We start from the raw sequence: 23,752 nt of genomic DNA on the forward strand, positions 1-23,752 counted from the left end.
TTTCAGCGGGTCAGCGCTTTGGTTGTGGCGCTTAAGCGCGGGCCGGACCCCGACAGGGTCGGGACTCAGCCCAGTTTCTTGACGTTGGAGATATGGATGGGGGCGTCTTCCTCGATGATTCCTCCATCGGGATGGTTCTCGGAACGGCGGACGGCCTTCTTGACCTTGCGCGCACCTTCGACGACCACTTGGCCCTTGGATGCATTGACGAGCATCACGGTGCCGCGCTTGCCCTTGTGGTTGCCGGCGATCACTTCGACTTCGTCGCCTTTCTTGACGTGGGTCTTCATGGGAAAACGGTGGGATGGGATAGGAATCAGAGGACCTCGGGAGCGAGGGAGACGATCTTCATGAACTGCTTCTCGCGAAGCTCGCGGGCGACCGGTCCGAAGATGCGGGTGCCGCGCGGATTGTTGTCCTTGTCGATGATGACGATCGCGTTGTTGTCGAAACGCAGGATCGAACCGTCGGAGCGGCGGATCGGCGCCGCCGTGCGGACGACCACCGCCTTGACCACCGTGCCCTTCTTGATCGAAGCGGTGGGGATGGCATCGCGGACGTGGGCGGTGATGATATCGCCGACGTCAGCGCTGCGGGAGCGCTTGCCGAGGACGCCAATCATCTTGGCGGAACGGGCACCGGTATTGTCGGCGACCGAGGCGAGGGATTCCATCTGGAGCATGGCAGTAGTGGGGTAAATGCTGAAACTTTGAAAACTAGAACGCTGAAACTGGAATTGATGCCGGACTGAGTGATTTCAGCATTTCCGATTTTCAGCTTTTGCTGGAACTAGTGGCTGAGGACCTCCGCGAGTTTCCAGCACTTCAACTTGGAGATCGGCTTGGTTTCGACGATCCGGACCTTGTCGCCGACGGCCGCTTCGCCGTTCTCGTCGTGGACGTAGTACTTCTTGGACTTCTTGACGATCTTCTTGAAGGCCGGATGCGGAACGCGGGCGACGTGCTCGACGACGATGGTCTTGTTCATCTTGTCGGACACGACCACGCCGACGCGGGTCTTGCGGAGGTGCGGACGGCTGTCCTGCTGGGTCTCGCTCATGGCTTGGGAGTGATGGGATGGAATCGGTTCAGGCCTCGCGGCGGCGTGCGTTGAGGTAAGTCATGGCCCGGGCGGTGTCGCGGCGGACCTGCCGGATGCGGGCCGAGTTTTCAAGTTGGCCGGTGGCCTTCTGGAGGCGCAGGTTGAAGGCCTCCTCCTTGAGGTCGCGGATGCGGGCCTCGAGCTCCTTGACGGTGAGCTCGGCGAATTCGTTGGTCTTGGTCGATGCCATGATCGGAAAGCGGTTGGAGTCGTTCAGGAATGCGGATTGCGGACAACGAAGCGGGTCGGAACGCCCAGCTTGTAGGAGGCGAGGCGCATGGCCTCACGGGCCTGCGACTCGGGGACCCCCGACACCTCGAAGAGCATGTTGCCGGGACGCACCACGGCCACCCAGGCATCGACGGCGCCCTTGCCCTTACCCATCCGGGTTTCCGGGGGACGGCGGGTGATCGACTTGTGCGGGAAAATCCGGATCCAGACTTTCCCCTTACGCTTGAGGTAACGGTTGATCGCGATACGGCAGGCTTCGATCTGGCGGTTGGTCATCCATCCGCGACCGAGGCATTGAAGTCCGAAGTCACCGAATGCGACGGTCGTGCCGCGCTGGGCATTACCGGCGCGGGAGCCGCGGTGCGACTTCCGGAACTTCGTGCGTTTGGGCATCAAAGGCATGGCTTGGTCCTCCTAGGGGTAGGTTGTCGTTTGAAAACAGGGCTTCAGGCGGAAGGCGCGTTGTTGCGGGGGCGGCGCGGGCGGCGCTCCACTCCCTGCGGCAGGGCACCCTTGTCGGCGTCCTCCTTCTTGTTGATCCAGCATTTCACCCCGATGATCCCGTAAACGGTCCGGGCTTCGGCGAAACCGTAGTCGAGAGGGACGCGGAGCGTCTGGAGCGGCACCTTGCCCTCGCGATACCACTCGGCGCGGGCGATGTCGGCGCCACCCAGGCGGCCGCCGCAGCGGATCCGGATGCCCTCGGCGCCGAAGTCCATGGTGGTCTGCACGACCCGCTTCATGGCCCGGCGGAAGGAGATCCGGCGCTCAAGCTGGACGGCGACGTTCTCGGCGACGAGCTGGGCGTCGAGTTCCGGCTTGCGGATTTCGATGATGTCGATCTTGACGTTGCCCTCCGAGCAGAGCTGTTGGAGGTCCTTGGTCATGCGCTCGATCTCCGAACCCTTGCGGCCGATGATGAGGCCGGGGCGGGAGGTGTGGAGGGTGACGCGGACGCTGGCCCAGGCACGCTCGATCACGACCTTCGAAAGGGCGGCGAACTGCAGGCGCTCCGAGAGATACTTGCGGATTTTCAGGTCTTCGTGGAGCTTTTCGGCGTAGTCCTTGCCGGAGGCATACCACTTCGAGCGCCAGTCCTTGTTGACGGCGAGACGGAATCCGATGGGATTGACTTTTTGGCCCATGATAAATCGAGGTTCGGGAAATCAGGCTTCTGCCTTGGGGGAAAGGTGACGTTTCTTCGGCTTGGCTTCCTCTTCCTCCGGAGTTTCCGCGAGGGTGACGAAGATGTGACTGGTGCGCTTGAGGATCGCGCCGGCGGAGCCGCGGGCACGGGGCTTGAAGCGCTTGAAGGTGGGACCCTCGCCGATGACCGCCTCCTTGACGTAGAGACTCTCGGCGTCGAGCGCGAAGTTGTTCTCGGCGTCCGCGATGGCGGTCTTGAGGGTCTTGTTGATCAGGAACGCGGCCTTCTTCGGGGTGAAGGCGAGAATGTCCAGCGCGGCCGAGACCGGCAGGCCCTGGATCTCACGGGCAACGTCACGCGCCTTCTTCGGCGACAGGCGGACGAACTTGGTGGTGCTCTTGACTTCCATCAGACGGTGGGATGAGGGGTTGGGAGAAAGGCTTATTCGATTTCGAGAAGGGCGATGTCGCCGAGGCGCACGGGACCCTGACCGGATTCCATAGACTCGACGAAGGCACCGGAGATCCGTCGACGAACGTCGGCGATGATCGCGGTGCCGTAGGGCTGGTCGCCTCGGTGGAGGCGGTAGGTGGATCCGATCCGGACGTCCTGCTGTTCCCCGATGTTGAGAACCAGCATGCCGCTTTCCGAATCGATGCTCAGCACCTTGGCCCGACGGGGCGAAACCGAGGTTTGAGCGGTGGGGGCGGGCTTCTGCCTGAAGCCGAGAACCGAGTCAAGCTCTCGCATGGCAGTTTCGACACGAAGCCGCGAATCGGGGTCCGAAGCGAGGGCCGTGCGGAGGAATTCCGACACGGCACCGGAGAGGCGCATCGCACCGGCTTCGAGGCCGGCGATCCGCTCGTTGAGGATCTGGATGTCGGCGGTCGCCTGGATCAGGCGTTCGTCGCCGCCATCGAGAAGGTCGCGGCCAAGGGCCTCGAGGTGGCTGCGGACCTGGGCCAGATGCTCGGAAGCCTCCTTTTCGGCCCGGTTCGCTTCGGCGATCCCCTGCTCCAACACCCGGTTCTGGATACGGAGTTCGGCGAGTTCCTTCTGGAGCGCCGCCATTTCCGGGTTCACCGTCTGCCCCTGGCACACGCTCAGCGCGAACCCCAGCCCGAGAAGGGCGGCGGCAGGGCGTCGGATGGCGTGGTTGAGGGACATGAGGCGGACGGGTTGCGGAGGATTACTTCTTACCGATGCCGCCGTGGGCGCGGAAGATGCGCGTCGGGGCGAATTCGCCGAGCTTGTGGCCGACCATGTTCTCGGTGACATACACCGGGACGAAGGTCTTGCCGTTGTGCACGGCGAAGTTCAGGCCGACGAAGTCGGGCGTGATCATCGACTTGCGGCTCCAGGTCTTGATCGGCTTCTTGTCGTTGGTTTCAACGGCCTTGTCGATCTTCACCAGGAGCTTCTGGTCGACGAACGGTCCTTTTTTCAGGGAACGGGACATGATGCTGGGAGTCGGATGGGGTTAGCGCTTCTTCTTGCGGCGTTCGACGATGAACGTGTTGGTCGGCTTCTTGTGCTTGCGGGTCTTCTGGCCCTTGGCGTGACCCCACGGGGAAAGCAGGTGCTGGCGACCACCACCGGACTTCGACTTGCCCTCGCCACCACCGTTCGGGTGGTCGACGGGGTTCATGCACATGCCGCGGACGGTCGGGCGCTTGCCCTGCCAGCGGCTGCGGCCGGCCTTGCCGGAAATCTCGTTCATGTGGTCGCGGTTGCCGACCTGGCCGATGGTGCAGTAGCACTGGGAATTGAAGCGACGGATCTCGCCGGAGGGCATCTTCACCAGCGACCACTCGCCTTCGCGGTTGGAAAGGACGGCCTGCTGGCCGGCGGCGCGGGCGACCTTGCCGCCATTGCCCGGGGTGAGCTCGATGTTGTGGATTGCGGTGCCGAGCGGGACCTTGCTGAGGGGCAGGGCGTTGCCCGGCTTCGGCGCGGCCTTCTCACCGGCGATCACCTTGGCGCCGACCTTGAGACCGACCGGCGCGAGGATGTAGCTCTTCTGGCCGTCCTCATACTGGAGAAGAGCGATGCGGCAGGTGCGGTTCGGATCGTACTCGATGCCGACGACTTCGGCCGACACGTCGTGCTTGCGGCGTTTGAAGTCGATCATCCGGTAGTGGCGCTTGTGGCCGCCGCCGATGTGACGCGTGGTGATCCGCCCCGTGTTGTTGCGGCCACCGCTCTTCTTGAGCGGGGACAGCAGCGACTTCTCCGGCTTCTTCTTGGTGATTTCCTCGAAGGTCGGAAGCGTCTTGTAGCGCTGGGGTGGCGTGAGGGGTCTGAACTCTTTGAGAGGCATGGCTCGCTAAAGGGTTGTGCGGTTGGGCAGGTGAAAAATGTGAATCAGACGAGGTCGAGGTTCTCGCCCTCCTTGAGGCGGACGATGGCCTTCTTCCAGTGGGCGGTGCGGCCTTGATCGGCCCGGCGGCGGCGTTTGGTCTTGCCGACCTGGTTGAGGGTGCGAACGGCCTCGACCTTCTTTCCGAGAAGGCCTTCGACAGCGCGCTTGATCTCAAGCTTGTTGGCCCGCGGATCAACTTCGAGGACGACCTCGTTGTTGAGTTCGTTGAGCATGGTCGCCTTCTCCGAGACGCGGACGTTCCTGATGACTTGGTAAAGATCTTTCATGGTTCCGTTGGGGCTCGGGGGGGGTCAGGCAGTACGGGCAGCGAGGGTTTCGAGCGCATCCTCGACCAGGAGCACGGTATCGGCGTGGAGCAGCTCCTCGACGTTGACGCTCGCGGCGGTGCGCAGTTCGGCCCACTGGACGTTGCGGGCGGCGAGATAGGTGGTGTCGTCGAAGCTCTTGGCCACGATCAGCACCTTCTTCGGCTCGGCCTCGGCGGTGACGGCGGTGACGAAGGCCTTGGTCTTGGGCTCGCTGATGGCGAAGGAAGGCAGCACCTTGAAGGCACCACCGGCGATCACGTCGGCCAGCACGCGGCGAAGCGCGAGGCGGCGGGTGTTCTTGGTGACCTTCTTCGAGTAGTCGCGGGGGCGCGGACCGTGGGCGACGCCGCCACCGACGAAGATCGGGGCCTTGCTGGTGCCGTGACGGGCGTTGCCGGTGCCCTTCTGGCGGTACATCTTCTTGTTGTTGCCCCGGATCTCGCCACGCGTCTTGGTGTTGGCGGAACCGGTGCGGCGGTTGGCGCGGTAGGCAACGACCAGATCATGGACGGCCTGTGAGCCCTTGCCTTCTTCAGCCAGCACGATGTTGGCGGCCTTGGCATCCTCGGCGGTGAATGTTTTCGCGGACATGGTCGGAAATACGTTGGTGTTTCAGCTCGTGCCTCAGGCTGTCGGAGCCGGCTTCTTCTTGGCGGGGCGGATGGTCAGGTAGCCGTTCTTGTGGCCGGGGAGTGCTCCCGAAATGAGGATCACGTTGTCCTCGGGGCGGACGGCGACGACCTTGAGATTCTGGGTGGTGCGGCGGTCGGTGCCCATGTGGCCGGGCATCTGCTGGCCCTTCCAGACGCGGCCCGGAGTCGAACCCGCGCCGATGGCACCGGTCCGGCGGTGCATCATGGAGCCGTGGGTCTGCTTGAGACCGCCGAATCCATAGCGGCGGACCGCACCCTGGAAGCCGCGGCCCTTGGTGGTGCCGATCACGTCGACCCACTGTCCGGCGGAGAACAACTCGACGCCCGGATGCTCCTCGGGAACCTCCTCGTCGGCTCCGAAGCGGAACTCCTGAACGAGATACTTGGCACCGGAACCGTGCTTCTTGAAGTGACCGAGGGCCGGCTGCGAGGTGCGACCTTCCTTCTTGTCGTCGTAGCCGACCTGGACGGCGTTGTAGCCGTCGCTCTCGACGGTCTTGCGCTGGATGATCGTGTTGCCGCCGACTTCGACGACCGTCACGGGAATCATCGACTGCGTCTCTTCGTCGAAGAGGCGGGTCATTCCGAGTTTCTTACCTAGAAGTCCGAGGGACATGGTGACTGGGGATTTGAGATTTCAGATTTGAGATTTCAGGATTGTTGCGGCGCAACTCCTCAGATGCGGATGGCGATGTCGACACCGGCCGGAAGGTTGAGCTTCTTGAGCTCGTCCACCGTGCGGGCGGTCGGGTCCAGGATGTCGAGCACGCGCTTGTGGGTGCGGATCTCGAACTGTTCGGCCGACTTCTTGTTGACGTGCACGGAGCGGTTCACGCTGAATTTCTCGATGCGGGTCGGAAGCGGAATCGGCCCGGCAACCTTGGCGCCGGTACGCTTGGCGGTCTCGACGATCTCCAGGGCGGAGCGATCGATCGCACGGTGGTCGAATGCCCGGAGGCGGATGCGGATCTTCTGGTTTTCCATGACGTCGGAAGGAGTAGAGTTTGGTTGAAAGTACGATTCAGCGTTCGTTGATGATTTGCTCGACGATGTTGGGCGGCACCTGCTCGAAGTGCGACGGGGTCATCGAATACGAGGCACGACCCGAGGAGAGGGTGCGGACCGCGGTGGAGTAGCCGAACATTTCCTTGAGCGGGACGGCGGCGTGGATCACGGCAAGCTTGCCCTTGGACTCCATCTCGCCGATCTGTCCGCGGCGGCGGCTCAGGTCGCCCATCACGTCGCCCTGGTAGTCGTCGGGCGTCGAAACCTCGACCCCCATGATGGGCTCGAGCAGGACGGGCGAGGCCTTCTTGAAGGCGTCGCGCATGGCAAAGATGGCCGCCATCGTGAAGGCATTCTCGTTGGAGTCCACCTCGTGGAAGGACCCACCCAGAAGATCGACGTGAACGTCGACCACCGGATATCCGGCGACGATGCCGTTGGTCATCGCGTCCTGGATGCCCTTGATACAGGCGTTGTGAAACTCCTTGGGGATCTCGCCGCCGACGATCTGGTTGTCGATGGTGAGACCCTTGCCCTTTTCGTTCGGGCCGACGTGCAGACGGACGTGACCGTACTGACCGCGGCCACCGGACTGCTTGACCAGCTTGCCCTCGCCACCGGCCTTGACGGTGATCGTCTCGCGGTAGGCGATCTGGGGAGCACCGGTATTGGCCTCGACCTTGAACTCGCGACGCAGGCGGTCGACGATGATCTCGAGGTGCAGCTCGCCCATTCCCGAAATGATGGTCTGGCCGGTGTCCTCGTCGGTCTTGACCGTGAAGGTCGGGTCCTCTTCGGAAAGTCGGACGAGCGCGACGGCGAGCTTCTCCTGGTCGGCCTTGGTCTTCGGCTCGACCGCCATCGAAATCACCGGCTCGGGGAAAGTCGGCGGCTCGAGAACCACATCGTAACCGGAAGCGGCCAGAGTGTCGCCGGTCTGCACGTTCTTCAGCCCGACCATGGCGGCGATGTCGCCGGCGTAGCAGGCCTCGATGTCGGTGTGCTTGTCGGACTGGATCCGGATCAGGCGCCCCACCCTCTCGCTCTTGCGGGTGCGGGGATTGTAAACGGTGTCGCCCTTGCGGATGACACCCGAGTAAACGCGGAAAAAGACCAGCTTGCCGACGAACTTGTCGGCCCACAGCTTGAATGCCAGGGAACAGAACTTGCCGTCGTCGCCGGTCTTCACCTCGACCTTCTGCTCGGTGTCGTCCGGATTCATGCCATGGGCGGAACGGACGTCCAGCGGGCTGGGAAGGTAGTCGATGACGGCGTCGAGCAGGTACTGCACGCCCTTGTTCTTGAAGGCGGAGCCACCGGTGACCGGCACGATCTTGTTGGCGATCGTCGCCCGGCGGATGGCCGCCTTGAGGTCCGCCGCCTGAATCGGCTCCTCCATCACGAACTTCTCGCCGAGTTCGTCATCCACACCGGCGACGGTCTCGACCAATTCCTGGTAGGCCGCCTCGGCGGTCTCCTTGAGCCCGTCCTCGAGTTCCTTGACCTCGTAGGTGGAACCGAAGGTGGCATCGTCGACGTAGAGGACGGCCTTCTGGTTGACCACATCGATCTGGCCACGGAGATTCTCCTCGGAGCCGATCGGAATGAGAACGCGCACGGCATTGACGCCGAACTTCTCCTTCACCTCCTTGAACACGCGGTCGAACTCGGCGCCGACGCGGTCCATCTTGTTGACGAAGACGATCCGCGGAACCTCGTACTTGCTTGCCTGGCGCCAGACCGTCTCGGTCTGGGGCTGCACCCCGGCGACGCCGCAGAAGACGACGATGGCGCCGTCGAGAACCCTCAGCGAGCGCTCCACCTCGGCGGTGAAGTCGACGTGACCGGGGGTGTCGATGATGTTGATGCGCTGCTTCTCCTCCTCGAAGGCCTTGAAGACACCCTCTTCTTCACGCTGCCACCATTCGGCGGTGACGGCGGCGGAGGTGATCGTGATTCCCCGCTCGCGCTCCTGCTCCATCCAGTCGGTCGTGGCCGCACCGTCGTGCACCTCCCCGATCTTGTGGATCATCCCCGTGTAGAAGAGGATGCGCTCGGTGAGCGTGGTCTTGCCGGCATCGATGTGCGCCGCAATCCCGATATTCCGAGTCCGCTCAAGCGGAAACGGGCGATCGGGATGGTTGACGGTGGCACTCATCGGAGACGGGCGGTGAAGGAATCAGCGGAAAAGGATCACCAGCGGAAGTGGGCGAAGGCGCGGTTGGCCTGGGCCATCTTGTGAACGTCGTCGCGCTTGCGGACCGAGCTGCCCTGGTTGTTGGCGGCGTCCTTGATCTCGTTGGCGAGGGCGACGTGCATCGGCGTGCCCTTGCGGCTGCGGGCGTAGCCGACGATCCAGCGCAGGGCCAGGGACTCGGAACGGTCGGCAGCCACTTCGAGCGGCACCTGGTAGGTCGCACCACCCACGCGGCGGCTCTTGACCTCGACCCGCGGCTTGGCGTTCTCGATCGCGCGGGTGACGACCTCGAGGGGATCGACGGTGTCGACTCCTTCGTTGGCCTTGTCGATGGCGGCGTAGACAATGCGCTCCGCGAGGGAACGCTTGCCGTCGCGCATCACCTTGGCGATGAGGTGGCCGACGAGGGAACTGTCGTAGCGGGAATCGCGACGATCGGGCTTGTGGAAGACTCGCTTGCGGCGGGACATGATGAAATCAGTTTGGAGGTTCAGAAAATCACTTGCCGCCGTCTTTCGGGCGCTTGGCCCCGTACTTCGAACGGGCCTGGCGGCGCTTGTCGACCCCGAGGGTGTCGAGAGCTCCGCGAACGATGTGGTAGCGCACCCCCGGAAGGTCCTTCACCCGGCCACCGCGCACGAGCACGATCGAGTGTTCCTGGAGGTTGTGGCCTTCGCCGCCGATGTAGGCGATCACCTCGAAACCGTTGGTGAGGCGCACCTTGGCGACCTTACGGAGGGCCGAGTTCGGCTTCTTGGGCGTGCGGGTCATCACCTGGAGGCACACGCCGCGACGTTGCGGACAATTGGCCATGGCCGGTGACTTCGATTTCTCGACCGGCACGTGACGTCCCTTGCGGACAAGCTGGTTGATGGTCGGCATAGATTCCTGCGGGGTTGGGTAGTTGCTTCAGGAGCGCACCGACCACCGGCGAGAGTTTCCCTCGCAGGAGCCATTTTTCCGGTGCTGCACCCGATAATATTGGAGATTTCTGGTAGCGGACCGCCTCGCTTTGCGATGGCAGCCCGCGCTGTGGGGGCGGCGAGACTAGCCACCAAAGCCTTCGTGGCAAGCCTGATCTTGAAGATTTTCCATTTCCTCAAAATCCCCTGATTTTCAGGCCTTTCCGGGGCATCCGGGCGCCATCGGCCGGGATCACCCCGCGGTTGCGGCTTACCTCAGGTCCCGGAATGGAAAGGGCCCGCCCGCCGCCTCGGCCGACACCTCCGGATTCCGGCGCGGCCAGTAGCGCGGGGCGACGTTCTCTTTCAACCACGTCTTGAGCTGATCGTGCAGTCGCTCGGTCAACTCGGGCATTTCATCCGACAGGTTGCGTTTCTCCCCGGGATCGGCGGGAATGTCGTAGAGTTCCAGCCGGCCGTGCCAGTTCCAGATCAGCTTGTGGTCGCCGACCCGGATCGCCGAATGAGGGGAAAGCGGTTGCCCGTGATCGGGGTGCCGCACCTGGACGTTGAACGGGTAGTGCCAGATCAGCGTTCGCTCCGGGCCTGGCGCTGCGGGATTTTCCAGCAGGGGCAGCATGCTCCGGCCGTCGATGCCCCCGGGAGCCGGGTTTGCCGTGAGTTCGGCGACCGTCGGGAGGAAATCGGTGCAATCCACCACCGCCCGGCTCCAAAGTCCGCCCTCGAACCGTCCCGGCTGCCAGACCACCGTCGGCACCCGCACCCCGCCTTCATAAAGGCAGGCCTTGCCCCCCTTGAAGGGCAGGTTGTTGGTGGCCGGGGGCTGGGTGTACTCGACGCCCCCGTTGTCCGAGGTGAAAATCAGCACGGTATTCTCGGCAAGGCCCGTTTCATCGAGGGTCGACCGGATCTCCCCGACGCTGTCGTCGAGCCGCTTCAGCATGGCGGCGTAGACCTCGTTGGTCCGCCCGAGATGGCCGCGCTGGGGCGTTTTTGCGAATCGCTTCACGTCCCCCGGCGGGGCCTGGAAGGGGGTGTGCACGGCAAACGGGCAGTAGTAGAGCAGGAACGGCCGGTCCCGGTTGCGACGGCTCCGGAGAAAGTTCACGGCGCGCGCGCTCAGGTCATCGGTCAGGTAGCCTTTGCCGGTCGGTTCCCCGGCTTTCCCGGCCCGGTAGCCCGCGGGCATGGTTGGATAGTGGGGCTTGGTGCGATTCCACAGGGGCCTCCACTTGAAATAGGGCGAGCCCCCGGCATCGAAGTAAGCCAACTCCTCGAAGCCATGCACCGAGGGCTGGCAGTCCGGCGCACCATGCCCCCCGAGATGCCATTTGCCGAGAAATGCGCTGTCATGGGTGGCCAGCACCTTGGGCCAACTCGGAATCGACGGATCCAGCGCCGTGTTGCTATGGGCATTGATCCACGGGCGGTTTCCACGAATGGCATCCTTGTGCCCGAAGGCATCGTGCGGGTCGGCTCCCTTCGGCGGCTGCATTCCCTGGTTGTAATAGGTCCGGGTGTTCGGAGTCGCGGTCGTCACGCCCATCCGCGAGGCGATGCGGCCCGTCAGGATCGCCGCCCGGGTCGGGGTGCAGAGTTGATTCGCATACGATTGGGAAAACGCGATGCCATCGCCGACCAGGCGGTCGAGGTGGGGCGTCTCGTAGAACAATTCGTCTCTCCCGACTTCGTTGAAGTGCCGGGCGTAGGCCCCGATGTCGGTGATGCCGAGGTCATCCGCGAGAATGAACACGATGTTGGGAGCGCGCGCCGCCGCCAGCGCGGAAACTGGCAAGCACAGCAGCAGCAACAGGGACTTCATGACTTGGAGTGGAAATGGGTGAGCATTGACCGGACGGCATCGAGCAAGCCGGCCGCCTGCAGGTAGCAGTAGTCCACCGGTACCCCACGCTCCAAGCCGAACTTCCGGAGGGACGCTTTGGAAATTGCCTCCGTCAAAACCTCGGACCGGAGCTGGTAGCAGGGGCGGGAATTGAACCCGCGACAAAGGGCTTATGAGTCCCCTGCTCTACCACTGAGCTACCCTGCCGTTTCTGTTGGTGGCCTGATCCCTCACCGGCGACCAACCCCGACAAAGTCGGGGCTGCTCTACCACTGAGCTACCCTGCCGTTGCTTGCACCGTTGGAACGGGCGGCGGAAGTACAATCCCCGCTCGTCGCTGACAATCAAAAATCCCCCGGGATTTCCCGGTCAACCTCCAAGAAGCGCCAGAAAGACCCCGGCCGCCATGGCCGAGCCGATCACGCCGGCAACATTGGGCCCCATCGCCGCCATCAGTGGGTTCACCCGGCCATCCGTTTCCTTCGAGACGAAATCCTGCACCACCCGGGCCGCCATCGGCACCGCCGAGACCCCCGCCGCTCCGATGCATGGATTGATCTTCCGGTCCTTCGGCAGGATCAGGTTGAGAAACTTGGCGAAGAGAATGCCACCCGCCGTGCTGAAGGCGAAGGCGATGATGCCCAGCACCAGGATGAAGATCGTCCGCGATTGCAGAAATGAAGTCCCCTCCATCGTCGCCCCGACCACCAGGCCGAGGAAGATGGTGACGATGTTGATCATCGCACCGGAGGCCGTCTGGCTCAGGCGGTTCGTGACCCCGGACTCGCGCAGCAGGTTGCCGAACATCAGCATCCCCAGCAACGGGGCGGCCGAGGGGATGAACAAGCAGGCCAGCACGCAGGTGATGATCGGAAACAGGATCACGGCCGCCGTCGATACCGGCTTGGCCTGCCGCACCTCGATGTGCCGCTCGTGCTTGGTCGTGAGCAAGCGCAGTATGGGCGGAAAGATCACCGGAACCAGCGCCATGTAACTGTAGGCCGCCACCGCGACCGCGCCCAGCAGGTGTGGCGCCATTTTCGCCGTCAGGAAAATCGAGGTCGGGCCGTCGGCCCCGCCGATGATGCCGATCGAGCCGGCCTCCTTGAGCGTGAAATTGAAGAGGTAGTGGGCCGCCAGGGCCGCGATGAAGATGCCGACCTGCGCCGAAGCCCCGAGCAGAAAGGTGATCGGGCGGCCGAGCAGGGGCCGGAAATCGGTGAGTGCCCCGACACCCAGAAAGATGATGGGCGGCAGCAGTTCGGTCTTGATGCCGCTGTTGTAGATCAACTGCAGCAGCGGGATGTGGTCGAGCTTCTGCGCGGCCGCGGCACTCGATGCGCTCATCTCGGCGAGCGGCAGATTGCCGAGAATCGCGCCGAAGCCGATCGGGACCAGCAGCAGCGGCTCGAAGTTCTTGCGGATCGCAAGAAAGATCAGCAAGCCGCCGATCGCGAACATCACGAAATTCTGCCATCCGAGTGAGAACAACCCGGACTGCTCCTGCAGTATTTTGACGACCTCCACGACTTAGGATTGGATGGTAAGGATGGGGTCGGTGCCGGAAACCTCGCTTCCGAGGCTCACATCCACCGTCGCGACAACACCGGTGGCCGGTGCCTTCACGTCGTGCTTGGCCTTCATCGCCTCGACGGCCGCGACCACGTCGCCGGCGGACACGGAATCGCCCACCTTGACCTTGATTTCGACCACCTCGACCTTGCCCTCGAAAGGCGAGCAGACGCTCACCGCCTCACCTCCAGCCGGAGCCGGAGCCGGTGCCGAAACCGCTGGCGTCGCTGAGGCCGTGGAAGCCGACGCCTCTCCACCCAAGGGAGGTCCCACGGTGATCTTGAAGCGACGTTTCACGCCCCCCTCGACCACTTCGCACTCGGTCGTGACCGGAGTGGTGAGCACGCCCGGCGTGGCGGCGGGTGCCGCGGCCGGAGCTGGCTTGACCTCGGCGGGCGCCTCCTTCTCCTTGATCGGCAGGGCCAGCTTGGGACGTCCTGTGAGCAGGCGGATGCCCTCGTTGAGTTCCATGTCCTTGCCGGGTACCGAAGCGGCGGCGACCAGGAAGATGTTTTCGTCGGTCACCGGCAAGTTGCGTGCCTCGAGCGCCTCCTTGGCCGGGCCCAGGCTGTCGGGGGCGGCCTCCAGCGGGTCGCCATCGAAGGGTGGCAGCTCCAACTGCTCGGAGGCGATCTTCACCACCTCGGGATCCGGCGGCAGCGGCGGGCGGCCGAAGTATCCCAGCACCGCCTTGCCGTAGCCCGCCTCGATCTTCTTCCAACGCCCGTGCAGGACGTTGTTGAAGGCCTGCAGCCAGTACTGCTGGCTGCCGGGCGTCACACTGGTCCATGCGCCGCCGGCCTCGACCACCACCGGAAACTCGGCGAGCACGTCGCCGTAGCGATCGAGGATGCCGGCCTGGTCCATCATGTGGACGTTCGGGCCGATGGCCCCGCCGGGCATCGGGAAATTCACCACCCTCGCATCGGGAGTGGTCGTGACCGGGTTGAATTTGTAGTCCTTGAGCGACTCGGTGAGGATCACCTCGATCTCGTCCATCTTGGTGTGGTCGACATCCAGCGAGTAGCCGGTCCCCTTCAGCGCGTGCCACATCGAACGCACATCGGGCTGCGAGGTACCCGAGGCCATCGGGCGCACGGCGAGGTCGATGCCATCGGCCCCGCCCTCGATCGCCGCCATGTAGCAGGCAATCGCCATCGACGCGGTGTCGTGGGTGTGGAACCACAGCGGCGTCCCCTCGGGCAGCAGCTTGCGGATTCCCTTGCAGGACTCGTAAACCGTCCGCGGGTCGGTGGTCCCCGAGGCGTCCTTCAGGCAGACCGAATCGATCCGGATGTCACGCTCCAGGAGGCGCCTGACGACGTCGATGTAGAACTCCGGCGTGTGGACCTTGGTCGAATGGAACGGCAGGCCCATCAGGGCGACCACGACCTGGTGGTGCATGCCGGCCTCGATGATGGGCTTGCCGGTCGCGACCAGGTTGTCGACATCGTTCATGTAGTCGAAGTTGCGGTCCCAGGTCGTGCCGTGCTTGGCCATCATCCTGGCCTGCAGCGAAAGCGCCTCGATGCGCTGGGTCGTCAATGTCACGCCCGACACCGAGCGGGTGAGGATCTGCAGGTCGGCCTCTGGCCCGACGGCGGCGCGGATCTTGTCCATGCACTCGAAGGGATCCTCGCCGCAGTAGAAATACGGGGCCTGAAAGCGGGCGCCGCCGCCGAACTCAAAGTGCCGGATCCCCGCCGCGGCCGAGGCTTCGAGCGCGGGGATGATGTCATCGGTGCGGGCCTTGCCCCCGAACAGGCTCTGGAGCCCGTCGCGGAACGGCGTGAACATCACGCGGATGGTCTTGGGTGTGGAGGTGTGGATCACGGCAGCATGGATTGGGGTTTGAAGTTGGAAATCAGTCTCGGCGCTCCATCCGGATCAGCCGGGCGCCGGGGATGACGCGCTGGATCGAGGCCTGGACGGCGGCCACCATCACCGGATCCCCGTGGTCTTCGTTCTCCGGCGGGACGGGAGCGAACCGGGTCAGCAAGCGAATCGAGAGCGCCAGCACCGACAACACGCTCATCACCGTGAGGAAGGCTACCAGGCAAACTTCTATCAGATTCACGGCCTTTCTCGCTAACCCCTACGGGCACCCTTCCTCAAGCAGAACCTGCCCCGATGCGAGTTGATGCGCAGAAGTCACAGGAATACGCCCAACCAAGGCCCGCTCAGAGCTTCCAGACCGGTGCCAGGCACTCCTCCAGATGGCACAGGCGCATGCCGAACTCGTCGTGGTGCTTGAAGTCCGAGACGGTCGACTTTCCCCCCGATTCGAACGGCCGGCCGTTGACGCCGTCGAGAAACGCCCCGACCGACGATCGCAGGCTCCGGGGTTCATAGCCACCCTCGAGGGTGGCGAACACCTCGGAAAACTCATCGGCCAGCAGCCGCCCGACCTGATGAAAGGAATGCTCGGTGACGTTCAGGTCGAGCAGCGGATCGAGACGGTGGGCATCGAAGCCCGCCGACACCGCCACCACGTCCGGCTTGAAGGCGCGGGCGACCGGCAGCGTGTGCCGGATCCCCTCCATGAAAAGGTCGTCTCCACTTCCCGGCGGCAACGGCACGTTCACCGTATGCCCGACGCCCTTCCCCGAGCCGGTCTGCTCCTCACTGCCAGTTCCGGGAAAAGCGGGATACTGGTGGATCGACCAGTAGAGCACCTGATCGTCGTCGTCGAAAATCGCGGCGGTTCCATCGCCCATGTGGCCGTCGAAATCGAAGATCAGGACCCTTTTCCCCTCATTGGCCAGCTTGCGGGCGGCGATCGCGATGTTGTTGAACAGGCAGAATCCACTGACCCGGCTGGCCGAGGCGTGATGACCAGGCGGTCGCGTGATCGCGAACCCACCCTCCCCGGCGGCCCGCAGGGTGGCCCCGACGGCCCGCAGCGCCGCCTCGTAGGAACGCGGTGAGGTCACGGTGTCGGGGTCGAGCGGCACCCCCCGCGCGCAGGCCTCCCGGACCCTTTCCACATGTTCCGGATCGTGCACCAGCGTGAGAAACTCCTCGCCGCTCGGCACCGTCTCCTCCTCGAAGCCCGCCCCCGCCAGCCGCGCCGCACATTCGGGATGGGTGCCAGTGTCGTGTTGCAGGCACACCGGATCAAAAATCGGTCGCATTCTCATGAGTAAGTCCGCCCCGGGCGGCAGTTCCTCGCCTTCGGGCCACCACCAGCGTAGCAGCCGCAACCCCGACACAACACCCCGAAGCTGCGGTCGCGACCACGATTCCCGTCATCCACCCGCCGCCGCTGTTGATCGAGCAAAACGCGGGGTTGCACCTCCATGTGAGGATTTGACCGGTTCCTGAAGTCGTGCAACGTCCTATGGGCCATTCGAATCATTGGGAACTTGACGCTCGTAGACAGCAAATGGGAAACAACTCTCGTGAGTGATTCTTTGAACACATCAGAGGATCAAGATGGCAATTACAACGCCTGTGCGGAGGGAGATCCGACCACACCAAATGAGCCCGCCACGACCGACCTCGAACCGGCGGTAGCTTCAGAAACCAGAAATGGGAACGAGTCCAGCACACTTCCCCCATACCTCAAACACAACGACTGGGAGAAAGAGCTGAATTTCAAGCTCTGGGTAACAAAGGGAGCGAGATTTGTGGCCAGTTCGCGCTGCACGCGACAACACTACTGGTCGCGGCTGTCACTGAATATTCTCACGGCCTCACTGATCGTCCTTGGTCTGTTCCCCTTCTTCCTGCATTCGATCACTAAAACAGTGTCCTGGGAGTCTCTGAGCCTCGCAATTACCGGGTTATCCGTCCTCGCGCTCGTGTGGGGACAGCACGAATCCGCCGAGCAGTACGAACTGAAAGCCCATCGCTTCCATCGCTGCGCTCTTGCGGTCGGAAAGCTCTACAGCCGTCTCCGTCAGTCAAAGCACTTACCAAACGACGAAAAAACCGGAGTCCTACAGAGAATTTCGAACGAGTACGAAGACCTCCTCTCAAGATTCGAGAATCATGAACCTCTTGACTACAATCTATTCCGCTTGCAGAAGCCGGACTATTTCAAGGTCCGCTGCTTTGAGAAGCTGAAGGTGAAGTTCAAGGCCTTCATCTTTACGCGGGCGGTCTATTTCGGAATCATGTTAGTTCCCGTCCTCGGGGTATTTTGGATCATCCAACAGATCACGTCGGGATGAAATTGAAAGAGAAAGAGCTCCGCTTCGGTTGCCGAAGAACTCAAGAGTCGCAGACGCGCTGGCCGGCCAAAATCCTCATGCCGGCCATTCCGAGGGAGTCCGATGGACGCGGTAGGGACACGCCGTGGGAAAGCGAGACGAAGGCGTCAAGCAGATCCCGTAGGCACGAGTGAATCGGTGGTGGTGGCAATTGGCCCGTAGCTCCTTTCTCAAGAGAGTATGCCCAACCCAAGCTCGCTTCCAAGAGCGCCAGAATCAATCCGTCCAACGAAGGCCCCGCAGAGATCTCTTCTCGCAGGCGGCTGATTCCGCAAGTCACGGCGTGAAGCTCCTCGGCAAACTTTCCGCCCGCTAGCACTTCGGGGAACATCCCCTCCAGGCCGAGTTTTGAACGGTATTGCGAGAAATTCTGCGCTGCTGAAGCCAGTTTTCCCAGTCGATATTCAGGGCGGAAATCTCCAACGAGAGGTCGCAATGCCATATCCGCCCCGAGAAGCAGCTCACGGCTGGCAGCGCCTTCGTGCAAAAGATGGTCGAAGAAAGTGTGCAGGCTTTCGAAAAAATCGGGCGGCTTTGTCTGTGACTTGTCGTTCTCAAGGAATTCCAACAGCGGGGCAACCGAGTTGGTGAATCGCAACAAGTCGGTGACCGGCACGGTCATCTCCCGGCGATCCCATGGGATGATATCCGGGACCGTAAACCACGAGTCTCTGACTTTCCGCTCGACGCGCCAGTAGCCACCATTCGACGCCACCGCCCATTCCGCCTGAATGGATTCGGCGGATGCGTAGCTCTTGGCCTGATCGATCGCTTTCTCGGGTTTGCGGTCCTCCGGTTCCTTGCACTCCACGACAATCCAGGGAATGCCATCACGCGTCACCAGAATATCGATTCCGTATGTCTTCGACCCGACCTTGACCGGATGCTCGAACTCAAGTGCCAAGACCGGGAAGCCATAGGCCCGCAGAAGCTCATGGGCGCACCATTGGCGGACAGGTTCCTCCAGATTCCGCTTCTTTTCTGAAGGGACCCGAACTTTCTCAGGAAAAAGGTAGGCCGTTTCCGGCACGGTGTATCGACATCTCCTCATCGGAATCACCGCTTCACGATCTTGCCAGTCTTCGGATCGTAGCGATGCCCCTCGATCGCTCCACTGCCCAGCAATTCCATGGCTTCCTCGATCACCGGGAGCGGGACCAGAAACCACTCCCTCGGCTCCACCGCATTGCCAAATCGATCCCGCAGCTCAAGGTCGAGCCGGGCCCTGCCGAAAAACCGGTGGATCAGCTTTTCCAGCCCCTTCGGCTTGATTTGCGTGAGCTTGAAGGTCGCGACGATCTCGACCTCGGCGAGCAGGTAGGTCGGATCCTTCCTCGCCCCCGCCACCCGCTTTTCCACCTCGCCGGTCGTCACCCCGATCTTGTGGATCACGCTGCGGTTCTCGGCTATGAAGGGATCATCCGACCCGCTGCGCAGCACATAGACATGGCCGGTCGTGACTTTCTCCTCGTCGCCTTCGGCGAACAATGGCCCGAAACCCGTCTCGGTGATCCGTCGGCTCGCCTTGTCCTTGTTCAGCGCCCGTTGCAGCGAACGCAGCAGCAGGTCGCTCTCGGTCCCGTTGTCGTAAATCACCCGCAGCCTCCGGTCCGGGCGGCCGTAATCATTGATGAATTCGTCCCCGAGGGCCGCCACATACACCATCTGACCATCCAGCACGAAAAAGTCTCCCTGCCGCACCTCGGCGTTGTCTTGGAACTTCACCGTCTTGCGCTCGCCGCTCGCCAACTCGTCCCGCACCCTCTCGAACAAGGGCCGGAAGCGACGGAAATCCTCACACGGGTTTCGCTGCGCGACCTCTTCGGCGACGCGGATCTCGCCGCGCGACCGCACGTGCTCCAGCCGGGTGATGTCGCCTCCGTCCGCCCCGCCGAGAGCTTCGAGCAGCGCCTCGTCGGAGCCCGGTTCCGCCGCCTCGACAGCATCGAGCAACCCCCGCGGATCCCGCCCTTCCAGAACCTGGCGGCATTCCTCCGAATCTCGGATGCGGTCCAGCCTCAGCGCGTAGAGGCGCTCGAAGATGTCCCGGTCCTCGCCGTGCGCAGGCAGCCGGCCATGCTCCTCAACGAAGCGCTCGATCTCCTCGAAGCCCGCCAGGATCCTCTGCTCGCGCGGCGTCACCGCCGACTTTTTCACCGGCGCGGTGTCCGCACCCAGCTCCCCGAGCAGGTCGAGGTCCTCATCCGTGATCCGCTCAGCCATCTTTTCGCTCCCTCGCTTTCCTTGCCAGAAACGCCACCCCCTCGGCCATCCGTTTCTCCCACGGATCGGCGGCGGTCAGCGAAGGCGGACGCCCCTTCTCTTGCTTGAAACGCAGCGCCCGTCGCGCCAGATCGCGCGCCTCGTCGAGCGACAGCGCCACCTTCTTCGCGGCGATCACCGCGGCCACCTGCTTCAGGCGCTCTTCGCTCATCGTCTTGGCCAGGATGGCATACGCCTCGCCGAAGGGGTTGATCCGGTCAATCAGGTCGATGTCGAGTTCCTTCACGTCCATCGCGAATTTCTTCACGCCCTCGATCAGCGCCAGGTTCCTCGCCGGTTCGTCCGCCCCGCGGCTCTGCGCCTTCTTCGCCTCCTGAACGAGATTCAGCGCCGCCACCGCATGCTGTCGAACCGCTTCAACGTCGCCGTCGTCGAGCTGCGGATACTTCTCCTTCACGATCTTGCCCATCTTCAACTGGGTCAGCTCCTCGGGGACCAGTTCCTCATCGAAAAGCCCGCGCTCGACCGTGTTCTTGTCCTGCACGAAGGCGGTGATCACCTCGTTCAGATCCTCGCGGCAGATCCGCTCCGCCTCCTCGGTCTTCGGCTCGGCCAGGCCCTTGATCTCGACCTGATAGGCGCCCGTCGCCTCGTTCAGCCCGACGTTGCACTCGCCTTCCTTGTAGCCCTGCTCGCCGTAGTTCACGCCCGGCTGCGGACCGCTGTCCGGTCGCTTCGGACGGAACTCGAATTTCGGCGCCAGCACCTGCTCCATCAGCAGGCTGGCGGCGATCGCCTTGAGGGTGTCGTTCACCGCCTCGGTCACCAGTGTCTCGGTCGCGTCCGGCTCGGCGATCAGGTTGGTGAAGCGTGCCCGCGCCTTGCCCGGCGCGTCGCGCGTCGCCCGGCCGATGATCTGCACGATCTCCGTCAGGCTCGATCGGTAGCCGACCGTCAGCGCATGCTCGCACCAGATCCAGTCGAAGCCCTCCTTGGCCATGCCGAGCGCGATGATCACATCGACGTGGTCGCGGTCGTGCTTGTGCGCCGGGTCCTTGAGCGCCGCCGTCACCTTGTCGCGCTTCGCCGGGTCGTCATCGACCAGGTCGGCGATGCGCAGCACGCGCCCATCGGTGGTCTTCACCAGTTGAAAGCCCGTCTCCGGGTCGGCGCCCTGCCAGTCGCCCAGCTCTTCGAGGATGTGCTCGACCTCGCGGATCTTGTCCTTGGTGCTCTCGCGGGAATTGACGTTCGGGATGTGGACGATCGTCTTCTCCTCCGGCCGCAGCACCGCGAGGATCTCATCGGTGTAGCTGCCCGAGTAGAAATAGTAGCCGATGTCGAGCTGCTTGAGGTGCTCGTAGCCGCTGAGCTGCTCGTAGTAGGTGTAGGTCACCGTCTCGAAGCGCGCCTCGTCCTCGGGATGCAGCACCGCCTCGGCGTCGCCACGGAAATACGAGCCGGTCATCGCCACGAGGTGCGCCCGGTCGCGCTCGATGAACTGCCGCACGTGGTCGCCGAGCTTGTTGTCGGGATTCGCCGAGACGTGGTGGAACTCATCCACCGCGATCAGTCGCTCGTCGAAGGCCTCGACGCCGTAGCGATCGACCGCGAAGCGGAAGGTCGCGTGGGTGCAGACCAGCACCCGGTCGTCGCTGTCGAGGAAAGCCTTCACCGCATCGACCTTGCCGCCGTTGTCGCCGCCCGGCGCGTCGCACAGGTTCCAGCGCGGCTCGACCTTCCAGTCGGCCCAGAAGCCGAAGCGGCTCAGCGGTTCGTCGTGAAAGCTTGCGCCGATGGATTTCTCGGGCACCACGATGATCGCCTGGCGCAGCCCCTGGTTCTCCAGCTTGTCGAGCGCGATGAACATCAGCGCCCGGCTCTTGCCCGAGGCCGGCGGCGACTTGATCAGCAGGTAGGGCTCGCCGCGTTTCTGATAGGCCCGCTCCTGCATCGGCCGCATGCCGAGTTCGTTCGAGCGCGTCGAACTGCCGTCGCGCGGGTAAGTGACGGAGACGAAGGGGATGGAATCGGGCTCGCTCATGGGGGATCGTTGGTCAGGTCCTCGTCACCGCCCGCCAGTTCGCGCTCGATTCGCTCGATGCTTGGGAGCTTGTCTTCGAGTTCAGGCGGCAGCGCTTCGACGAGCTGATACTCTGCCACGCCTAGCGGCAGCGGTGCGCCTCGCAGCGCATATTCCGCCACCACCTTGTTTTTGCTTTTGCAAAGCAGCAGACCAATCGTCGGGCCGTCTTGCGGATGTTTCACCTGCTCGTCCACGGCGGTCAGGTAAAAACTCAACTGACCCAGGTGCTCCGGCTTGAACTTCCCGGCCTTCAGCTCGATCACCACGTAGCAGCGCAGTTTCAGGTGGTAGAAGAGAAGGTCGATAAAGAATTCCTCGCCCCCGACATCGAGCAGCACCTGCCGGCCGACGAAGGCGAATCCCGCTCCCAGCTCCAGCAGAAAATCGGTCACGTGCCTCACCAGCGCGCCTTCGATCTCCCGCTCCTGCGCCTCTTCGCCGAGCCCGAGGAAATCGAAACGATAGGGATCCTTGAGCGATTCGCGGGCAAGGTCAGACTGAGGCCCGGGTAGGCGGTCTTCGAAATTCGTCACCGCCTTGCCGTCGCGCTCCAGCAGGCGCGACTCGATTTGCATCACCAGCACGTTGCGCGACCAGTTGTGCTCGATGGCCTTGGTCGCATACCAGCGGCGGGATTCGGGCCCAGGCAGCTTGTCCAGCAGCGCCAATTGGTGGTACCAGGGCAATTGTGCAAGCACCCCTTGCACAAATTCCTCGTCCGGCCACGCATCGGCGAAAGCCCGCATGTATTTCAGGTTTCGCGGCGAAAAGCCCTTCATTTCGGGAAAGGCGACGCGCAGGTCGTCGGCCAGCTGGTCGATCACCTTCGCGCCCCAGCCCCGCGCCTCCTGGCGGGCGAGGATGTCACGGCCGATCTGCCAGTAGAGCAGCACCAGCTCCCGGTTCACCGCCTGCGACGCCCGCTGGCGGGAGCGGTGGATGCGATCCTTCAGCTCCGATAGCCAGGCGGCGTAGCCTTCCGGTGGATCGGTGAAGCCGATGGGAGAGTCACTCATGAGGAACCTTCCTTCTTGGTGTGGCATGGATGGGGTTCATGAGCGGGGAAGGAATCGAAACGCTTCGCTCAGTCCAGATATTTCGGGTCATACGCGACGCCGGACTTTTCCAGAAACTCCTCCAATTCCTCCCGAAACGTCTTCACCCGGTGGTGGGTCTCCTGATCCGCGATGTATTTCCGCACGGCCTCGCGGGCAGACGCGCTCACGGTGAATGCCGCGTAACCCTCCTGCCATTGGAAGGCCGGAAGCTTCGTTCCCTTCACCCAGGCCGAAGAGGCCTTTTTGATTTCCCGCATGAAGTCCGAGAGGCAGGCCGTCGGTTTGAGGGAAACCAGCAGGTGGACGTGATCGGCCACCCCGCCGATGCCCTGCGGGTGACCATCCGATCCCTTGACAATGCCGCCCAGGTAGGAATGCAGGTCCTCCCGCCAGTTCCGGTCGATGACCGGTTCCCGGTTCTTGGTGGAAAAAACGAGGTGGTAATGAAGGCTCGTGTGGGTGGAGGGCATGGCGGGCTTTTGCTGGCACCCCTGCCGGGGTGCGGTGGATCGGGGGGATCAATACCCGGTGGTGTCGCTACGCTCAACCACCGGCTACAGGATGGCACCCCTGCCGGGGTGTGGTGGATCGGGGGGGGACCTTATCCGGTGGTGTCGCTACGCTCAACCACCGGCTACAGGATGCGAAGCCTCCGGCTTCGAGAAATGCAGCCCGGTGCATCCCGGAGGGATGAAAGCCTGTAGCCGGTGGTTGAGCGAGGAACGAGCGATACCACCGGTTTGCGGACCGATCGAAAACCCGCATCCCGGCAGGGATGCCAGCCCATCCCGGAGGGATGAAGGGATCT

Annotated in this window: 28 protein-coding genes and 1 tRNA gene; 1 reads left to right on the forward strand and 28 read right to left on the reverse strand. The window is 63.3% G+C overall.

The features are described from left to right. Window positions 1-65: 65 nt before the first annotated feature. The 23 genes from rplX to ACG2LG_RS12050 all read right to left on the reverse strand — a co-directional run bounded on the left by rplX (window position 66) and on the right by ACG2LG_RS12050 (window position 16,497). Window positions 66-290 carry a 50S ribosomal protein L24 gene (rplX, locus tag ACG2LG_RS11940; RefSeq protein WP_396259264.1) on the reverse strand — a complete coding sequence of 75 codons (225 nt, stop codon included), beginning with the start codon at window positions 288-290 and terminating at the stop codon, window positions 66-68. 26 nt (window positions 291-316) lie between these two features. Further along, window positions 317-682: a 50S ribosomal protein L14 gene (gene rplN / locus ACG2LG_RS11945; protein ID WP_396259266.1), complete on the reverse strand. Its 366-nt coding sequence runs from the start codon at window positions 680-682 to the stop codon at window positions 317-319. A gap of 107 nt (window positions 683-789) precedes the next feature. Then, a complete protein-coding gene (gene rpsQ / locus ACG2LG_RS11950; protein WP_396259267.1) occupies window positions 790-1,059 on the reverse strand; it encodes a 30S ribosomal protein S17 in 270 nt (89 codons plus the stop codon). Window positions 1,060-1,087: 28 nt separating this feature from the next. Next, window positions 1,088-1,291, reverse strand: coding sequence for a 50S ribosomal protein L29 (gene rpmC, locus ACG2LG_RS11955; RefSeq protein ID WP_396259269.1), 204 nt, complete (start codon window positions 1,289-1,291; stop codon window positions 1,088-1,090). Window positions 1,292-1,314: 23 nt separating this feature from the next. Beyond that, complete coding sequence (rplP, locus tag ACG2LG_RS11960; protein WP_396259271.1) at window positions 1,315-1,734, reverse strand: 50S ribosomal protein L16; 420 nt, start codon at window positions 1,732-1,734, stop codon at window positions 1,315-1,317. Window positions 1,735-1,778: 44 nt separating this feature from the next. After that, a complete protein-coding gene (gene rpsC, locus ACG2LG_RS11965) occupies window positions 1,779-2,477 on the reverse strand; it encodes a 30S ribosomal protein S3 (RefSeq protein ID WP_396259273.1) in 699 nt (232 codons plus the stop codon). Window positions 2,478-2,498: 21 nt separating this feature from the next. Then, window positions 2,499-2,888 carry a 50S ribosomal protein L22 gene (rplV, locus tag ACG2LG_RS11970; protein WP_396259274.1) on the reverse strand — a complete coding sequence of 130 codons (390 nt, stop codon included), beginning with the start codon at window positions 2,886-2,888 and terminating at the stop codon, window positions 2,499-2,501. A gap of 32 nt (window positions 2,889-2,920) precedes the next feature. Further along, window positions 2,921-3,646: a hypothetical protein gene (locus ACG2LG_RS11975; RefSeq protein ID WP_396259276.1), complete on the reverse strand. Its 726-nt coding sequence runs from the start codon at window positions 3,644-3,646 to the stop codon at window positions 2,921-2,923. A gap of 22 nt (window positions 3,647-3,668) precedes the next feature. Then, on the reverse strand, window positions 3,669-3,938 hold the full coding sequence (gene rpsS, locus ACG2LG_RS11980; RefSeq protein WP_396259278.1) for a 30S ribosomal protein S19: 270 nt from the start codon (window positions 3,936-3,938) through the stop codon (window positions 3,669-3,671). Between the two features lie 21 nt (window positions 3,939-3,959). After that, a complete protein-coding gene (gene rplB, locus ACG2LG_RS11985; protein ID WP_396259280.1) occupies window positions 3,960-4,799 on the reverse strand; it encodes a 50S ribosomal protein L2 in 840 nt (279 codons plus the stop codon). 44 nt (window positions 4,800-4,843) lie between these two features. Continuing rightward, window positions 4,844-5,128, reverse strand: a complete 285-nt coding sequence (rplW, locus tag ACG2LG_RS11990; protein ID WP_396259282.1) for a 50S ribosomal protein L23 — start codon at window positions 5,126-5,128, stop codon at window positions 4,844-4,846. A gap of 24 nt (window positions 5,129-5,152) precedes the next feature. Further along, entirely contained in the window at window positions 5,153-5,761 is a 609-nt protein-coding gene (gene rplD, locus ACG2LG_RS11995) for a 50S ribosomal protein L4 (protein ID WP_396259284.1), read from the reverse strand. Window positions 5,762-5,794: 33 nt separating this feature from the next. Continuing rightward, window positions 5,795-6,439: a 50S ribosomal protein L3 gene (gene rplC / locus ACG2LG_RS12000; RefSeq protein ID WP_396259286.1), complete on the reverse strand. Its 645-nt coding sequence runs from the start codon at window positions 6,437-6,439 to the stop codon at window positions 5,795-5,797. Between the two features lie 59 nt (window positions 6,440-6,498). Further along, on the reverse strand, window positions 6,499-6,807 hold the full coding sequence (rpsJ, locus tag ACG2LG_RS12005) for a 30S ribosomal protein S10 (RefSeq protein ID WP_396259288.1): 309 nt from the start codon (window positions 6,805-6,807) through the stop codon (window positions 6,499-6,501). Window positions 6,808-6,844: 37 nt separating this feature from the next. Next, a complete protein-coding gene (gene fusA / locus ACG2LG_RS12010) occupies window positions 6,845-8,986 on the reverse strand; it encodes an elongation factor G (protein ID WP_396259290.1) in 2,142 nt (713 codons plus the stop codon). A 35-nt stretch (window positions 8,987-9,021) separates the two neighbouring features. Next, window positions 9,022-9,495 carry a 30S ribosomal protein S7 gene (gene rpsG / locus ACG2LG_RS12015; protein ID WP_396259292.1) on the reverse strand — a complete coding sequence of 158 codons (474 nt, stop codon included), beginning with the start codon at window positions 9,493-9,495 and terminating at the stop codon, window positions 9,022-9,024. Window positions 9,496-9,523: 28 nt separating this feature from the next. After that, window positions 9,524-9,907: a 30S ribosomal protein S12 gene (gene rpsL / locus ACG2LG_RS12020; RefSeq protein WP_396259294.1), complete on the reverse strand. Its 384-nt coding sequence runs from the start codon at window positions 9,905-9,907 to the stop codon at window positions 9,524-9,526. Window positions 9,908-10,198: 291 nt separating this feature from the next. Further along, a complete protein-coding gene (locus ACG2LG_RS12025; RefSeq protein ID WP_396259296.1) occupies window positions 10,199-11,770 on the reverse strand; it encodes a sulfatase in 1,572 nt (523 codons plus the stop codon). A 153-nt stretch (window positions 11,771-11,923) separates the two neighbouring features. Continuing rightward, window positions 11,924-11,998 (reverse strand) — tRNA-Met (locus ACG2LG_RS12030). A 162-nt stretch (window positions 11,999-12,160) separates the two neighbouring features. Next, the gene (locus ACG2LG_RS12035; RefSeq protein ID WP_396259297.1) at window positions 12,161-13,318 is read right to left on the reverse strand and encodes a sodium ion-translocating decarboxylase subunit beta; all 1,158 of its coding nucleotides are present in this window, start codon (window positions 13,316-13,318) and stop codon (window positions 12,161-12,163) included. Window positions 13,319-13,321: 3 nt separating this feature from the next. Next, window positions 13,322-15,196 carry a biotin/lipoyl-containing protein gene (locus ACG2LG_RS12040; protein ID WP_396259298.1) on the reverse strand — a complete coding sequence of 625 codons (1,875 nt, stop codon included), beginning with the start codon at window positions 15,194-15,196 and terminating at the stop codon, window positions 13,322-13,324. A 31-nt stretch (window positions 15,197-15,227) separates the two neighbouring features. Next, on the reverse strand, window positions 15,228-15,440 hold the full coding sequence (locus tag ACG2LG_RS12045) for a hypothetical protein (RefSeq protein WP_396259299.1): 213 nt from the start codon (window positions 15,438-15,440) through the stop codon (window positions 15,228-15,230). Between the two features lie 103 nt (window positions 15,441-15,543). Beyond that, window positions 15,544-16,497 carry a histone deacetylase family protein gene (locus tag ACG2LG_RS12050; RefSeq protein ID WP_396259301.1) on the reverse strand — a complete coding sequence of 318 codons (954 nt, stop codon included), beginning with the start codon at window positions 16,495-16,497 and terminating at the stop codon, window positions 15,544-15,546. Window positions 16,498-16,728: 231 nt separating this feature from the next. Here ACG2LG_RS12050 and ACG2LG_RS12055 point away from each other — a divergent pair, with 231 nt between their 5' ends. Beyond that, window positions 16,729-17,538: an SLATT domain-containing protein gene (locus tag ACG2LG_RS12055; protein WP_396259303.1), complete on the forward strand. Its 810-nt coding sequence runs from the start codon at window positions 16,729-16,731 to the stop codon at window positions 17,536-17,538. A 40-nt stretch (window positions 17,539-17,578) separates the two neighbouring features. On the opposite strand, the gene ACG2LG_RS12060 is transcribed toward ACG2LG_RS12055, so the two are convergent. The 5 genes from ACG2LG_RS12060 to tnpA form a co-directional block, all read right to left on the reverse strand. Beyond that, a complete protein-coding gene (locus ACG2LG_RS12060; protein ID WP_396259312.1) occupies window positions 17,579-18,628 on the reverse strand; it encodes a type I restriction enzyme HsdR N-terminal domain-containing protein in 1,050 nt (349 codons plus the stop codon). Window positions 18,629-18,633: 5 nt separating this feature from the next. Continuing rightward, complete coding sequence (locus ACG2LG_RS12065) at window positions 18,634-19,800, reverse strand: GIY-YIG nuclease family protein (RefSeq protein WP_396259305.1); 1,167 nt, start codon at window positions 19,798-19,800, stop codon at window positions 18,634-18,636. Continuing rightward, window positions 19,793-21,844 (reverse strand): DEAD/DEAH box helicase, encoded by a 2,052-nt coding sequence (locus ACG2LG_RS12070; protein ID WP_396259307.1) that lies wholly within the window; start codon window positions 21,842-21,844, stop codon window positions 19,793-19,795. Before ACG2LG_RS12070 ends, ACG2LG_RS12065 begins: the two co-directional genes overlap by 8 nt. Next, window positions 21,841-22,902: a YhcG family protein gene (locus tag ACG2LG_RS12075; RefSeq protein WP_396259308.1), complete on the reverse strand. Its 1,062-nt coding sequence runs from the start codon at window positions 22,900-22,902 to the stop codon at window positions 21,841-21,843. The genes ACG2LG_RS12070 and ACG2LG_RS12075 overlap by 4 nt, the downstream gene beginning before the upstream one ends. Window positions 22,903-22,970: 68 nt before the next feature. Next, window positions 22,971-23,414: an IS200/IS605 family transposase gene (gene tnpA, locus ACG2LG_RS12080; RefSeq protein ID WP_396259310.1), complete on the reverse strand. Its 444-nt coding sequence runs from the start codon at window positions 23,412-23,414 to the stop codon at window positions 22,971-22,973. Window positions 23,415-23,752: the final 338 nt, after the last annotated feature.

This window comes from Haloferula sp. A504 (assembly GCF_044385805.1).
Classification (GTDB): domain Bacteria; phylum Verrucomicrobiota; class Verrucomicrobiia; order Verrucomicrobiales; family Akkermansiaceae; genus Haloferula.